The following is a 13,903-nucleotide window of genomic DNA, read 5'->3' as shown; positions in this document are numbered from 1 at the left end:
GCTCAGGCCCGGGGCTTCGTCACTTCCAGGATCCACACCGCCTCCAGGCAGGGCGGATCCAGGAAGGCCATCTTGATGTCGAAGGGCAGGCCCACCTGGTTGCGGGCCGCGGTGAACACCTCGAACATCTCGTTGAACGTCCACACGTGGAAGTGGATGTTGGTGCGGTCCCGGAGGAAGCGCTCCGTCTCCCGGGCCAGCTCCTCGCCCTCCTTCCGGTCGATGACGCGCAGCCATTCATCGTAGTGGGCGCGCCGGGAGACCTCCGGCCCCTTCAGGTGGTCCTCCACGACGTGCGCCGCGGGGGTGAGCTCCCGGGGCAGGTCGAAGGTGAAGCGCTTGTCCGGGATGGCCATGAAGATGATGCCTCCGGGCTTCAGGACCCGGATGAAGTTCTTCAACGTGCCAATGGGGTCCTCGCAGTGCTCCAGGACGTGGTTGGCGATGACGAAGTCCTGGGAGTCCGGCGCCACCGTGCCCAGCTCCTCGCCGTTGTCCACGACGTCCGGCGTGACGATGAGGTTCGCCACTTCCGGGAAGCGGGCGCGCAGCACGTCGATGGGTGCCACGTCCACATAGCGGGCCCGGGCCCCGGCGGGCAGCTTCGTGGGGTTGGACAGGGCGCCAATCTCCAGGCCCTCGCCGCGCAGGTACTGGGCCGCGATGAGCTCGCGGGTAATGGGGGGAGGCGTGGGGGCTGGCGGTGGCGGCGCCACGGCGGCCGGAGAGGACGGCTCCACGGGGGCCGACGGCGACCAACGCGACCGGAGCGACGCCAGCTGGTTCTCCGTGCGCGTCAGCCCCTGGTGGAGCTGGGAGCGCACGGCGGCCTTCACGGCGGGCGGAAGCAGGGCCTTGATCTGGGACAAGAGCATGCAGGGTCTCCGGTGGATTCAGCGATGGGTGGCCGCGGTGCTGGCATTCGCACGGGGCGTGCTTCGCGCGGCGGGCGGGGTCACGAGGCCGGACAGGAACTCACGGAGCTCCCGGGCCTGGGTTTCGTAGTCGCGCACGGTGACGCGTTGGGGGCCCGGGTCGCGCGCTAGACGCTCCGGGTGGGCCATCAGGTCGCGCAGGACACGGCGGAAGCCCTCGGCGTCCCCCATGGCCAGGACGTTGCCGTTGACGCCCTCCACGATGTCCTCGCTGACGCCGCCCGACGCCGTGGTGACCACCCACACGTTCCGGGCCATGGCCTCGCGTACCGTCAGCCCGAAGCTCTCCTTGCACTGCGAAGGCATGAGCAGCACGTCCACGCCGTCGAAGAAGGCGTCCAGGCCGTCCTGATCATACGGGGGCACCACGTCCACCCGGCCCTTCACCTTCCACTCCTTCGCGTCGATGGAGGCCGACCCCATGCGCAGCTGGATGTCCGTCATCTTCAGGACCCAGCTGGACTCCGGCACCGACTCCAGGAGGTCCTTGAGCCAGAAGTACCCCTTGTGCACCGCGCGGCCCCCCAGGTAGGCGAAGCGCACGGGGGCGTTCGCGGGGCGCGGGGCGCGCGCACGGCCGGGCAGCAGCACGCCGTTCTTGTTCACGACGATGCGCTCGGGCGCGATGCCGTTGGCGATGTAGAGCTGGCGCTGGTACTCGCTGGGCGCCATCAGCAGGGCCGCGCCGTCCAGCACCTTGCGCAGCGCGAACGTGCGCTTGAAGGTGTAGCGCGAGTCCGGCACGCACTTGGAGCACACGCGCAGGTCGATGCCCTTCTGGCCGCAGTACGTGCCGTCCTCGCGCACCATGAACTGCCGCTCGCACAGCCACCACGCGTCATGCAGGGTGACCGTGTACGGGATGCCCTCCGCGGCGCACGCCGTGGCGAGCGCGGAGCTCAAGAGCTGGATGGAGTGGAAGTGCACCACGTCCGGGCGCACCGCCTTGAGCACCTGGGTGAAGGTCTCCCCCATGCGCGGGTTCTGGTACTCCTGGGCGCGGTCGGTGAGCGGCGCCACCTGGGTGGCGATGACCGGCAGGCCCAGCGCCTCGTAGCGCACCACCGAGTAGGCGGGCAGCGGCGAGTTCAGGATGCCGGTGAACACGGTGACGTCGCAGCCCTCCGCCTTCAGCCGGTGCGCCAGTTGCTCCGTGACGACGGTGGCCCCGCCGAAGCTCAAGGGCGCGAAGAGGATGTTGGCCTCCAGCACCTTGAGGCGCGGCGGCGGCGCGGGCGGCAGGTGCCGGAGGATGGGCTCCAGCTGCTTCGTGGCCACCACCGCGGGGTGGTAGCGCGCCGTCACGCTGCGGTGGGCCTCCTCGCCCAGGCGCTTGCGCAGCGACGCGTCCTCCACCAGCGCGGACAGGGCCGTCTCCCACTCCTCGCGGGTGGTGGCGATGAAGCCGTTGCGGCCGTGGTCGATGATCTCCCGGAACGGCCCGGCGCCGGAGCACACCGCGGGCACGCGGAAGATGGACGCCTCGATGAACTTGATGTTGCTCTTGGCGTCGTTGAAGACCGTCTGCTCCAGCGGCGCGATGGAGATCTGCCACGACGCGAGCGCGCGCAGGTAGTCATCCGCGTCCAGGAACGGGACGCGGAAGACGCGGTCGGAGAAGCGCTCGAAGCCCTCCGGCAGCTCCAGGAAGCCGTGGATGGCCAGGCGCACATTAGGGTGGCGCGCCATCACAGCGAGGATGGCGTCCGCGGCGATGGCGAAGTCGGCGTCGTGCGTGCGGGTGCCGCTGCCGTAGCCGATGGTGACCGTCTCCAGGTCCACCACGGGCGGGCGCGCTTCCATCTCCCGGGCCAGCTCCAGGATGCCGTCGTCCAGGCAGTTCTCGACGACGTAGACCTTGCCGGTGATGACGCGGGCCATCTGCTCCGCGATGGTGGACGTGCTGGCGATGGCGTGCTCACAGAGGCTGAGCGCCTTGCGGTAGAGCTTCGCGCCGTTGAGCAGCAGCTCGCGCTCGTCCGGGGGCAGCCGCTGCACGTTGGTGTTCTTCTGGTACTCCTCCACGTCGAAGATGAGGTCGTCGACGTCGAAGAAATGCGGCAGGCCCAGGCGCTTCGTTTCCGCCAGCAGCTCCTCCACGCCGGGGAACGCGGGCACCCGGTAGTAGATGACCAGGCCGTGGAACTGGAGCGCCGCCTTGCACTCCGCCTGGTCGTTCCAGCGCAGGACGGTGACGTCGTACCCGAGCCGGTGGAACATCGCGACCTTCTGGTCCACGCGGTAGCGCTTGCACTGGGGCAGCGACAGCTCAGCGATGATGAGGACGCGCCGGCCCAGGCTGGACTGGGAGATGTGCGTCAGCGGCGCGGTCCACGGGGCCGGAGGCGCGCTCGGGGTCTCCACCACGGCGGTGGAGGCAATGACGGGGGCGGCCGGGGTGAGGGCGGCCTTCGCGGCGCGCAGGGCCTGCAGGGCGCCGCGCTTCGCGGGCAGCTTGATGAGCTTCGCGCCCACCTTGTGCAGCGTGCCCTTGCTCTTCTGGTAGAGGTGGCCGCGCCTGGTGCCGGGGGGCAGCACGCGCTCGCGCATGGCCCAGTAGCGGTTGATGGCCTTCCAGGCGAGGCTGCCGTTGATGTGCGCCAGCTCCGAGCCCTGGCGCGACACCTGCGCATCCAGTTCGAAGAGGCGGGCGTTCTTGCGGCCCAGCTCCTCCTGGAGCATCCGCTGGGTCAGGCCCTGCCGCGCGAGCCGGCCCTCGGTCTCGCGCAGGGTTTCGGCGGCGTTGAGTGCCTTCTCGCGGGCGGCTTCCAGCTCCGCCTGGAGCTGCTGCGCGTGCCGCGCCTGCTCCGCGACCTGCTGCTCCTTCTGGCCGTAGGCGTCGCGCAGGTGCTGCCGGTGCAGCAGGAGCGTCAGGCGCCCGCCCAGCGTGGCGAAGGCCTGCCGCACGTGCTCGCGCTCCGCGTCCCGGGTGCTCGTCAGCGCGAGCAGCCCTTCCGGCTGCTCCGGCCCCACGGCGAGCACGCCCAGGCCGAAGCCGTGCTCGAACTCGAAGGAGGGATGCTGGTCCCGCAGCTCCTCCCACAGCCGCCAGACGCCGAAGTCGCGCTCGCGCACCTGGGTGTCGTGGAAGAGGACGACGCCGCGGGCGCTCAGCTTGGGGCGCCAGTGCTCGAAGTCCGCCTTCACCTGTTCGTACGTGTGGTTGCCGTCGATGTGGAGCAGGTCGACGGAGCCGTCCGCGAACTGCCCCAGCGCCTCGTCGAAGGTCATCGCGTGCAGCTGGGAGAACCGGCTGTAGAGAGGGTCGTGGTGCGCGCGCAGGTCCGCGAGCACGTCCGCCCCGTAGAAGCCCGCGTGCGGATCACCCTTCCAGGTGTCCACCGCGTGGCAGCGCGTCTCAAGCTTCAGCGCATCCACCGCCTGACAGAACGCGGAGTAGGACACGCCGGTGTGCGCCCCCAGCTCCACCAGCGTCGCGGGACGCAGCAGGTCCACCAGGAACATCGCGAACGGGACGTGCTCCACCCAGGCGGAGGAGGCCAGCAGCCGCAGGGGCTGCGTCAGGCAGAGGGGGTGTTCCAGGGGATTGAGCTGTGGATGCATATTTGTAGCGTCCGGAAGGCACGACCCTCGCGACAGGCAAGGCACGCCCCCCTCTCCTTGGCGGATGTCCTCCATGTCATCCCCCTCTGGGGAGCGTCAAGGCTGGCAGGCCGCCCGCCCCTCATGGGAGGGGGCGCACCCACTGTCACTTTCTAGAGTGCCTGGACGAACTCGAGGCGCGGATGGCCGGAGGGGTCGGAGCGGCCCGCGCGGAGCCAGGCTTCCCGGAGCCGGTCGGCATCGTGGGCGCTCACAGGCGTGCCGTCCCGGGAACGGGTGCGCACGAGCCGCGCGTGGGGTGCGTAGAGGACGCGCAGCCCGGCTTCGCCCGCGCGCAGGCACAGGTCCACGCCCCGCGCCTCGTCCGACGTGAAGGCCGCGTCCCAACCTCCGAGCGATTCGAGGACCTCGCGCCGGAGCATCGCGCAGCGGCTGGAGAGGGCACGCACGTCCCTCGGCCAGTGCGAGCCGCCGAACGCATTGAGCGTCGGGTCGGGCATCCCCATGAAGGGGCGCAGCACCCGGCCCTGCGCGTCGAAGCGAAGGCCCGCCTCCAGCACCGTCCCGTGGGGGGAGACGATGCGCGCGCCGGCCACTCCCACGCCGGGGCGCGAGGCCTGCGACGCGAGCTCTCTCAGCCACCCGGGTCCGGTCGGAAGCGTGCCGGCCTCCAGCGCGAGGATGAGCTCGCCTCGCGCCTCGCGCAGCAGCCGGTTCGCCCTGGCACCCGGCGTCGCCGACGCGTCCACCCCGACGCGGAGGGTGCTTCCGGCCCCGGAGGAGCCAGCGGAGGGAACAGGGATGCAGACCTCCACGTCCAGGTCGTCTGTGAAGGCGAGGAGCGCCGCGAGCTCCGCCTCGGTGGGTTCTTCCGACAGCAGCACGGACACCCGGGGACGGCCCGCGAGCGGATGGCGGACGCGGTACAGCCCGGGCGCGACGGTCTCCGCCGAGGCGCCCTCCCCCATTCGCGCCAGGTGTTCCGCCACGGCCCTGCGGCCCGCTTCGGAGGCCGCGGGCTTCGCGCTGGCGTCCGTGGCCGTGGAGCCGGGCAGCGTCCGCCAGTGGTAGAGCACGTGGGGGATGTGCTCGAAGCGCTGGGTGCGCTCCATCAGGCGCAGGAGCAGGTCGTGGTCCTGCGCGCCCTCGAAGCCCGGGCGGATGCCGCCCACCTCTCGCAGCAGCGGCGCGCGCACCACGAGGAAGTGGCACACGTAGTTCACCGCGCGCAGCAGCTCCGGGGACAGGGCGGGCTTCAGGTAGGGCGCGAAGCGCAGCCCCCGCGCGTCCACCTTGTCCTCGTCCGAGTAGACGACGTCCGCGTCGGGCACCTCCCCGAGCCGCAGCGCGACCTCCGCCAGCGCGTGCGGCGCCAGCAGGTCGTCGTGGTCGAGGAAGCCCACGTACTCGCCGGTGGCCAGGGCCAGCGCGGCGTTGGTCGCGCGGGCGATGCCCTGGTTCGAGTCCAACCGCTCGAAGCGGATCCGCGCGTCCCCGGCCGCGAGCTCCCGCAGCGTGTCCGCCACCGCTGGCGAGCGGGACCCGTCGTCCACGATGCACAGCTCCCAGTGCGGATACACCTGAGCGCGCACGGAAGCGACGCACGCCCGGAGCACGTCCACCGGCGTCTCCCACGCGGGCGTGACCAGGCTGATCCGCGGCCGGTGCTCCAGTCGGGCGAGCGCGGCGGTGGCGGCGCGGACCTCGTGGGCTTCACGCGCCAGAGCCTCGCGCGTGTACCCCTCTGGCGCGGGCAACAGCACGGCGGGACGGGCCGCGCCCAGGATGTGGCGCAACAGGCGGACGGTCGCGTGATTGAAGGCGACCTGCCGCCGCCACAGCTCGCGCCACAAGGGAAGGCCCGCCGCGCGGGGCTCTCGCGCCAGCACATCGCACCGGGCCTCCAGCGCGTCCAACGCCTCGGAGGCGCCCTCGGTCCGAAGCGGCCACCCGGCGCTGGAGAGCAGGGCCACGACCGCGAGGTTCCAGGTCCGCTGCGCCTCCAGCCCCGGCACGGAGGGAAGCTTCCATCCCGCCCCCACGGGCCGCGGGTCCGCGAGCGCCGCGAGCTCCGTCCGGACCCGCTCCGGCAGCGTCCGTTCCGGCTGCTGGATCAACGCCCGCAGCCGCGCGTCGAAGCGCAGCTGCCGCTCCAGCACCCACCGCTGCAAGGGCCCCAGCCCCCGCGTCCCCCACCGCTTGGCGGCGGTGATGACCGGGCCCCAGCGCGCGCGGTGTGACGGCGGTACGTCGAAGCCCAGGACTTCGACGAAGACATCACGCGGCGGAGGCACCCGGCCATCGCAGCTGTCTGGCTCCGTGGGTGCGCCGTGAAAAGGCTCCCGGTCGGTCGTATCCGAGCCATCACGGTGGCTGGGCATCGGAGGCGCCCGGCCATCGGCATCTCCCGACGCCACGGGTGCGCCGTGAGAGGACTTGCGGTCGGTCATGTCCATGTCGTCGCGGTGTCCGGGCATCGAAGGCGCCCGGCCATCGGCATCTCCCGATGCCGTGGGTGAGCCATGAGTGGACTTGCGATCGATCGTGTCCATTCCGTCGCGGTGTCCGGACATTGGATGCGCCCGGCCATCGGAACTTCCTGGCGCAGCACGTGGGCCGTGAGAGGGCGTCCCTTCGGTCGTATCCGAGCCATCGCGGGGTCCGGGCGTCGGAGGCGTGCCAGCAACTGGCGCCCGGTCCGCAGGGGCCGTCGTCGTGGCCTCGCCCCCTGGCGTCTCCTGCGGCCCGGATGGGTCCTGGCGGTCGGCGGTGCCCATCCGCTCAGCGCCCGCTGTCGCGCTTGAGCCGGTTCGCCAGGGCCCTGAGCGTGGTGTGAACCCAGGGGATGCCGTGGATGCGGTCATTCAGCGCGTCCACCACCCGGTGGCGGAACTCCCGGGCCTGGAGCGTTTCATCCCGGATCCGCGCCACGGCGTCCACCCAGGCGCCCAGGGGGCGCACCAGCCAGATCCCCGGAACCGCGGCGACGGCCGGCGGCTCAGGCGGCCCCCGTACCTCGCACGACGCGATGCCGCCCAGGAACACCGGGGGGAACAGCGCGCCCAGCCGCGCGGGCAGGTCCCCGAGCCCCGCCTCCGTCACCACCGGGAAGGGCCCGATGCGGCCGCGGTCGATCACCATCGCGTGGACGAGCTCCGGGTGGACCACCAGGTGCTCCACCTCCAGCCGCTCGCCCAGGGGGAACGGCACCTTCGCGCGCACGTAGGGAGCGGTCCCCGCTCCGGACGCCCACTCCGTGCGGAACGCCCGCGCCACCGCCCAGGCTTCGCGGCCCGCCTGGAGCGCTTGCACCAGTTGCACGTAGTGACGCGGATACACCAGGCACCGCGCATCCAGGAACGCCAGGTACTGTCCCCGAGCCTCGCGCACGGCCTCCGCGGTCAACGCGCTCGAGGGCGCGCGCACGATGCGCGACTGGAACGAACCCAGCCTGCCGTAGCGCTCCAGCGCTGCCTCCGCGACGGACAGGTCCACCCCCTCGGGCGCCGCGAGAAGCAGCTCCAGCGGCTGTTGCTCCTGACCTGCCAGCGCGAAGAGGGCCTCGTCGAGCGCCGCGTCCCGCGTCCCCGCGCCCACCGTGACGACGACGCTGAGCAGCCCCGCCACCGGCTCGCGCACGGGCCCGTCCGGTACCGCGACGTAGAGCCCCTCCTCCACCTGCGTGGACGGCGAGAGCTGGGCCAGCAGCGCCCGCAGCGCCTGCGTGGTGTCGTCCGCCAGCGCCGTGCCCTCGGACGTGCACGGCACCGTCTCGCGATGCGCCACGCGGTAGCCCGCCTCGGCCAGCCGCCGCAGCACCCGCTGCTCGGAGAGCCCCGCGCGCACGGGCGCCTCTCCCGTCAGCGCTCCCATCAGCGCGCGCGCCGAGCCCGCGTTGCGCAGCCCGAACATCAGCTCGGCCCCCGGTGCCGCGCGCCGCAGCGCCTCCAGCCCGGTCTCCAGCACCCGCTCCACCGCTTCGCCCTCCAGCACCACCAGCGCAGGCGCGGGCCCCTTGCCCCGCTTCCACTCTGGCCCCGGCAGCTCTCGCACGGAGTGGCCCCGGGCCCGCAGGGCCTCGGCCAGCGTGGGCGACGCGCCCACCAGGCTCACCGCCGCGCCCGCGCGCGCCCTCGACAGCACCAGCGCCATCCACCGCGCGGACGCGATGGACGGGGGTGCCTCCTTCGACAGAGCGTTCACCAGCGCCTCCGTGCGAACTCCAGGTGGTGCCCGAAGTCCGCGATGCCCTCGAGCCGCCGCCCGGGCTTGAGGACCTCGGGCGTCCTGAAGGGCTCGCCGCCCAGCTGCGCGTACTCGCGCAGGCGGGCGTTCATGAAGGCCGCGTCCCCGTACTTCGCCCCGAGCAGGGCCGCGCTGCGGCGGACCATCCGCTCGCGCACCGGGCTCGCTTCGCGGGTGACGGTGTAGTGGTGCACCAGCGCGGCGGGGGCCACCCGGATGGACAGCCCGGACGCCCTCGCGCGCCACGACAGGTCCACGTCCTCGCAGTACATGAAGAAGCGCTCGTCGAAGCCGCCCACCCGCGCGTGCAGGCCCCGCGTCACCAGCAGCACGCAGCCGCTGCACCAGGTCGTCTCGCCCGTCGCCGGGTCATACGGCTTGGGGTGCTCGTCCGGGAACAGCCGGGCCTCCACCAGCCCCGTGTCCGCCCGCCGGTCCGCCTCGCGCGCCAGCTCCCGTACGCAGTCCGGATGCAGGAGCCCGTCTGGATTCACGCAGACGTAGTACCGCGCCCCGCCCGCGCCGAAGGCCTCCGCCATCAGCCGGTTGTGCGCGGCCCCGAAGCCCAGGTTGCTCCCGGCGTGCCGGTAGTCCGCGTCCGCGTCCAGCAGCGCCACCCGCGCGCGCAGCGCATCGTCCGGCGAGTTGTCCAGCCAGACGACCCGGAACGCGGGCGCACCCGGGGCCTCGAGGTTCCACCGGAGCGACTCCCACAGCCGCTCCAGCTCCCGTTCCGGGTTCCGGTAAAGCACGATGCCCAGCCAGATGCCCGGCGCCCCCCCGTCTGCCGAAGCAGGGCCCCTCACGAGCCGACGTCTCGCACCGGCGCCACGCGGGCCGCGGAGCCCTCCACGATCCACCGGTGCGCGGGCCGCGTCAGGCCGCCGTCCCGCACGTTGGAGCGCACCTCGAAGGTGCACGCCGCCTCGCGCTTCTCCCGCACCTGACCCGCCCGGTCGCGCACCACCACCGTGAACGCGTAGCGCCCCGCGGTGAGGCCCAGCCGGTCCACCACGAAGCGCACCGTCCCGCTGCCGGCCGCCGCCGCGCAGAAGGGCACCTCCTCCGCGAACGTGTCCGTGGTGTGCACCAGCACGCCGTCCGCCCGGGAGAGCTCCAGCCCCAGGCCCAGCTCCGGCGCGGGCGCATGCGCGGTGTACGCCACGCTCAGCTCCAGGCCGTCCTCGGTGTCCACCCACGTCACCGCCACACCGTCCCGGTGCAGCAGCCGCACCGCGTCCACGGTGAGGGGGGACGCCGCGTCCTGGGGCGCCGCCAGCGACGGGAGCGCACCGCCGTCCGACGCCAGCGCGGGCGCCTCCATGGCCATGCCGCGCTCCTCCGCCAGCGCCACCGCGCGGCGGTAGCTGCGGATGACGTCCGCGGGCGGGCCGAATTCGCGGATGCGCCCGGCGTCGATCCACGCGCCCAGGTCGCACCAGCGCTCCAGCGTCCCCAGGTCGTGGGTGACGATGACGATGGTCTTCCCGGCCCGCTTGAACTCCGTCATCTTCGCCAGGCTCTTCTTGCCGAAGTGCTCGTCACCGACGGCGAGGATTTCATCGATGATGAGGATGTCCGGGTCCACGTGCGTGGCCACGGAGAACGCCAGGCGCATGTACATGCCGCTGGAGTACGTGCGCACCGGCTCGTCGATGAAGTCGCCCAGCTCGCTGAAGGTGATGATCTCATCCATGCGCGCCTTCACCTCCGCGCGCGACATCCCCAGGATGATGCCGTTGATGAGGATGTTCTCCCGGCCGGAGAAGTCCGGGTGGAAGCCCGCGCCCAGATCCAGCAGCGCGCTGATCCGCCCGTGGATGTCGATGGTGCCCGTGGTGGGCGTGTAGATGCCGGAGATGAGCTTGAGCAGCGTGCTCTTGCCGGAGCCGTTGCGCCCGATGATGCCCACCGTCTTGCCGCGGGGCACCACCAGGTCCACGCCCCGGAGCGCTTCGATCATGGACTTGCCGTCCGTGTCGCGCTTGCCGCGCAGGAGGCGGATGAGCTCCGACTTGATGGTGGTGTACTCGCGCCGGATGGTGCTCTTCCGGAAGCTCTTCACCACGTTGCGGAGCACGATGGCGTCCTGGGACGCGAGGGCGCTGGTGGTCATATGAACTCCGCGAAGTCCTCGCGGCGGCGCTCGAAGATGCCCGCCGCCACCCACAGCAGCGCCGCGGAGATGCCCATCCACATCAGGAGCGGGCCGGGCTGCGGCAGCTGGTGTTCGTAGAAGATGGCCTGGTACGACGTCACCATCACCGCCATGGGGTTGAGCAGCACGAGCGGCGCCTGGGCCGCCTGGGGCAGTGAGTCCACCCGGTAGAACACCGGCGTGACGAAGAACCACATCGTCAGGAGATTCGCGATGATCTGCTGCAGGTCCCGGAACGTCACGTTCAGCGCGGACACGATGTAGACCAGCGCCACCGTCATGCACAGCTGGGTGAGGAGCACCACCGGGAAGGCCACCACGTGCCAGGTGGGCACGTACCCCAGCAGCAGCCCCAGCCCCAACATCAGCGGCAGGGACAGCACGTAGTTGCACAGGTTGGTCACCACCACCGTGGCGGGCAACACCTGGGCGGGGAAGCGCACCTTGGTGAGCAGGTCGCGCCGGTCGCTGATGGCGCTGGCTCCGCCCCCCAGGGACGTGGAGAACCAGATCCACGGCAGCAACCCGATGAAGACGAAGAACGTGTACCCGGGGATCTTCTGCCGCATGTAGACGGTGAAGAGCAGCGAGTAGACGCCCATCTGGAGCATGGGGTTGAGGAACGTCCAGAAGAAGCCGAGCACCGAGTTCCGGTACCGCGCCTTCAGCTCCCGTTGGGTCAGGCTGAGCAGGAGGCCCCGGTACTGGTAGAGCTCACGGAAGTTGCGAAGCATGCGGCGCCATCCATACCTCATGCCCCAGAGGGTGTCAGGCACGGGTCTCCAGCCATCCACGCGAACGCCCGTCCGGCCGGCTGGACGAGCGCCCTCTCATGAGGCCGTCTGGGAAAAGAAAAAGGCCCCCTGGTTTCCCAGAGGGCCTTCAATTGGAGCGGGAAAAGGGATTTGAACCCTCGACCCTCGCCTTGGCAAGGCGATGCTCTACCGCTGAGCTATTCCCGCATCAGGTACTGCGACTGCGGTGCTGCGTGCTTCGTTTGGAGCGGGAAAAGGGATTTGAACCCTCGACCCTCGCCTTGGCAAGGCGATGCTCTACCGCTGAGCTATTCCCGCATCTGGTGTCGCGTGCTGCCTACCGCCCGGTCAGTGCCGCCCCGGAAGTGGGGCGGATATACAGAGGCCCTTCGGGCACGTCAAACACTTTTCGCGTCCGGATCCGCCCCACCCCGCCGGGCAAGCATCCCGAGGAACGCACGGAAGTAGACGACGGCGCTCCACACGGAGAACGCGCCGGACAGGTACACGAGCACCTTGCCCACCTGGTTGTAGTCCACGGGGACGGTGCGGAAGCCCAGGTCCAGCGGGTGCACGTAGTGGACGCACAGGGAGATGATCCCCACCAACTGGAGGGAGGTCTTCCACTTCCCCTCCTGTCCCGCGGCGATGACCATGCCCTCGCTGGCGGCGATGGTGCGCAGGCCGCTGACGATGAACTCGCGGGCCAGCAGCACGATGACGACCCAGGCCGCGATGCGGCCCAGGCGGACCATCATCACCAGGGCGGCCATGGCGATGAGCTTGTCCGCCAGCGGATCCATGAACTTGCCCACCACGGTGATGAGGTTCCAGCGCCGGGCCAGGTAGCCGTCCACCACGTCCGTGATGGCGGCCACCGCGAACACCAGGCCGGCCAGCAGCGAGTGCAGCGGGTCCGCGTCGTAGGTGAGCCAGACGAACAGCGGGATGATGAGGATGCGCCCCAGCGTGAGCATGTTGGGCAGGTTCCAGAACTCCTGCACCAGGATGCTGGGACGGCGGGAGGCGCGGCGGCGGGCCCGCTCCTCTCGCTTGCGCTGTTTCCTGAGGGCTCGCTCGGTGGCCATGGGCGCGCGTTCTACCGGACCCCGAGTGCGATGAGGGCAAATCCTTCACCGCCCAGCTCCACCGCCCCGCGCAGTGTCTCCCCGCCAGCGAACGCCGCCAGCGGCACCACGCGGGGGGTGAGGTTGCCCACCCAGCCCACCAGGTGCGTGAGGGGCACCGTCACTGGCCCGTCCATGGCCACCGGCACCGAGCGCAGCGGGCCCGTCAGGCTGAGCAGCACCCGCCCCTGCCCGCGCAGGTGCACGAGGTCCAGGTCCTGGGCCTGCTCCGACGGCACGCGGCCGTTCTCGAAGACAACGGGCTCCTCGAAGGCGAAGACGCACGCGTCGCGCAGGTAGACGGACTCGTCATCCAGGGCCACCGCCACCAGCTGCCGCCCGGACACGGGCTCCAGGTGCAGCGTCCCCTGCCCCCGGGCGCGCACCATGGCCTGGTCGCCCTCGCCAAAGGGCTTGTCCGTGGCCCGGCCCCGGAAGCGCTTCATCTCCGGCTCGAAGGTGACCTGCCCGCGCACCGCGACCAGCCCCACCAGCCGCGTGAGCAGCTCGCCGTTCACCGCGAGCGCCACGCCCCATGCGCCCTGCGTGAAGGGCTGGCCCGGCGCCACGCCCGGCAGCGCCACCGTGGGCACCCACTCGGTGAGCAGGGGCGGATTCACGCCGGCTCCGGCGGCGGGCTCGGAAGCCGGCGCGGCGGGCCGGGCCACGGGAGGCGGCTCGCGCTTCTCCAGCGCGGCGAAGGTCTCCGCGAAGGCGGCGCCGGGCTCCGACTCCAGGTCGGACGCGAGGACGGGCGGCTCCTCGGAGACTTCAATCTCCTCCGACACGGGCGTGGAGGGCAGCTCGTCGGCGACCTCCACGTCGGCGCCAGAGGTGTCCGCGTCCGTGGTCGCGGCGAGCTCCGCGTCCTCGTCGTAGGTGCTCGCGCCGGCGGCGAGGCTCGGGTCCTCGTCCTCCTGGACCGAGGGCGCGGTCCTGGTGAGGGCGGGCGGGCCCTCGTCCTCCGCGAAGCGCATGTCGTCAGCTGGGGCTTCGGGCGGAGGCCTGGGCGGCGGCGTCCTGGCGGCGGCGGTGCGCGGGCCGCGAGGCGCTTCGTCCAGGCCGAACTGGGCGCCCCAGTCGCTCTCGCCGGATCCGGATGGGGGCGGGGGCCCGGCG

General features: G+C 71.6%; 9 protein-coding genes and 2 tRNA genes. All 11 read right to left on the bottom strand.

The window, feature by feature from the left end; all coding sequences use genetic code 11:
* Positions 1–2 precede the first annotated feature (2 nt).
* Positions 3–875 carry a methyltransferase domain-containing protein gene (locus tag D7W81_RS12195; RefSeq protein WP_120555531.1) on the bottom strand — a complete coding sequence of 291 codons (873 nt, stop codon included), beginning with the start codon at positions 873–875 and terminating at the stop codon, positions 3–5.
* An 18-nt stretch (positions 876–893) separates the two neighbouring features.
* Positions 894–4,499 (bottom strand): class I SAM-dependent methyltransferase, encoded by a 3,606-nt coding sequence (locus tag D7W81_RS12190; RefSeq protein WP_120555530.1) that lies wholly within the window; start codon positions 4,497–4,499, stop codon positions 894–896.
* A gap of 152 nt (positions 4,500–4,651) precedes the next feature.
* Positions 4,652–6,793, bottom strand: a complete 2,142-nt coding sequence (locus D7W81_RS12185) for a glycosyltransferase (protein WP_120555529.1) — start codon at positions 6,791–6,793, stop codon at positions 4,652–4,654.
* A 487-nt stretch (positions 6,794–7,280) separates the two neighbouring features.
* Entirely contained in the window at positions 7,281–8,702 is a 1,422-nt protein-coding gene (locus tag D7W81_RS12180; RefSeq protein WP_120555528.1) for a glycosyltransferase family 2 protein, read from the bottom strand.
* Entirely contained in the window at positions 8,699–9,496 is a 798-nt protein-coding gene (locus D7W81_RS12175; protein WP_244227155.1) for a glycosyltransferase family 2 protein, read from the bottom strand. Before D7W81_RS12175 ends, D7W81_RS12180 begins: the two co-directional genes overlap by 4 nt.
* Before the next feature lie 50 nt (positions 9,497–9,546).
* On the bottom strand, positions 9,547–10,860 hold the full coding sequence (locus D7W81_RS12170) for an ABC transporter ATP-binding protein (protein WP_120555526.1): 1,314 nt from the start codon (positions 10,858–10,860) through the stop codon (positions 9,547–9,549).
* A complete protein-coding gene (locus tag D7W81_RS12165; RefSeq protein ID WP_120555525.1) occupies positions 10,857–11,636 on the bottom strand; it encodes an ABC transporter permease in 780 nt (259 codons plus the stop codon). The genes D7W81_RS12170 and D7W81_RS12165 overlap by 4 nt, the downstream gene beginning before the upstream one ends.
* A 153-nt stretch (positions 11,637–11,789) precedes the next feature.
* A tRNA-Gly gene (locus tag D7W81_RS12160) sits at positions 11,790–11,864 on the bottom strand.
* Positions 11,865–11,900: 36 nt separating this feature from the next.
* A tRNA-Gly gene (locus D7W81_RS12155) sits at positions 11,901–11,975 on the bottom strand.
* Positions 11,976–12,055: 80 nt separating this feature from the next.
* Positions 12,056–12,745, bottom strand: a complete 690-nt coding sequence (pgsA, locus tag D7W81_RS12150; protein WP_120525538.1) for a CDP-diacylglycerol--glycerol-3-phosphate 3-phosphatidyltransferase — start codon at positions 12,743–12,745, stop codon at positions 12,056–12,058.
* Between the two features lie 11 nt (positions 12,746–12,756).
* On the bottom strand, positions 12,757–13,903 hold a 1,147-nt coding region (locus tag D7W81_RS12145; RefSeq protein WP_208721272.1), incomplete at its 5' end, for an AIM24 family protein.

Origin of the sequence: Corallococcus aberystwythensis (assembly GCF_003612165.1) — a bacterium.
GTDB classification, from domain to species: Bacteria; Myxococcota; Myxococcia; order Myxococcales; family Myxococcaceae; genus Corallococcus; species Corallococcus aberystwythensis.
Note: the sequence above shows the minus strand (reverse complement) of the source record. Positions and strands in the feature narration are given on the sequence as shown.

Bases quoted from the DNA above. Each gene is read 5' to 3' on its own strand.
- pgsA (WP_120525538.1), bottom strand. From the start codon at position 12,745: ATGGCCACCGAGCGAGCCCTCAGGAAACAGCGCAAGCGAGAGGAGCGG.
- D7W81_RS12165 (WP_120555525.1), bottom strand. From the start codon at position 11,636: ATGCTTCGCAACTTCCGTGAGCTCTACCAGTACCGGGGCCTCCTGCTC.
- D7W81_RS12170 (WP_120555526.1), bottom strand. From the start codon at position 10,860: ATGACCACCAGCGCCCTCGCGTCCCAGGACGCCATCGTGCTCCGCAAC.
- D7W81_RS12190 (WP_120555530.1), bottom strand. From the start codon at position 4,499: ATGCATCCACAGCTCAATCCCCTGGAACACCCCCTCTGCCTGACGCAG.
- D7W81_RS12195 (WP_120555531.1), bottom strand. From the start codon at position 875: ATGCTCTTGTCCCAGATCAAGGCCCTGCTTCCGCCCGCCGTGAAGGCC.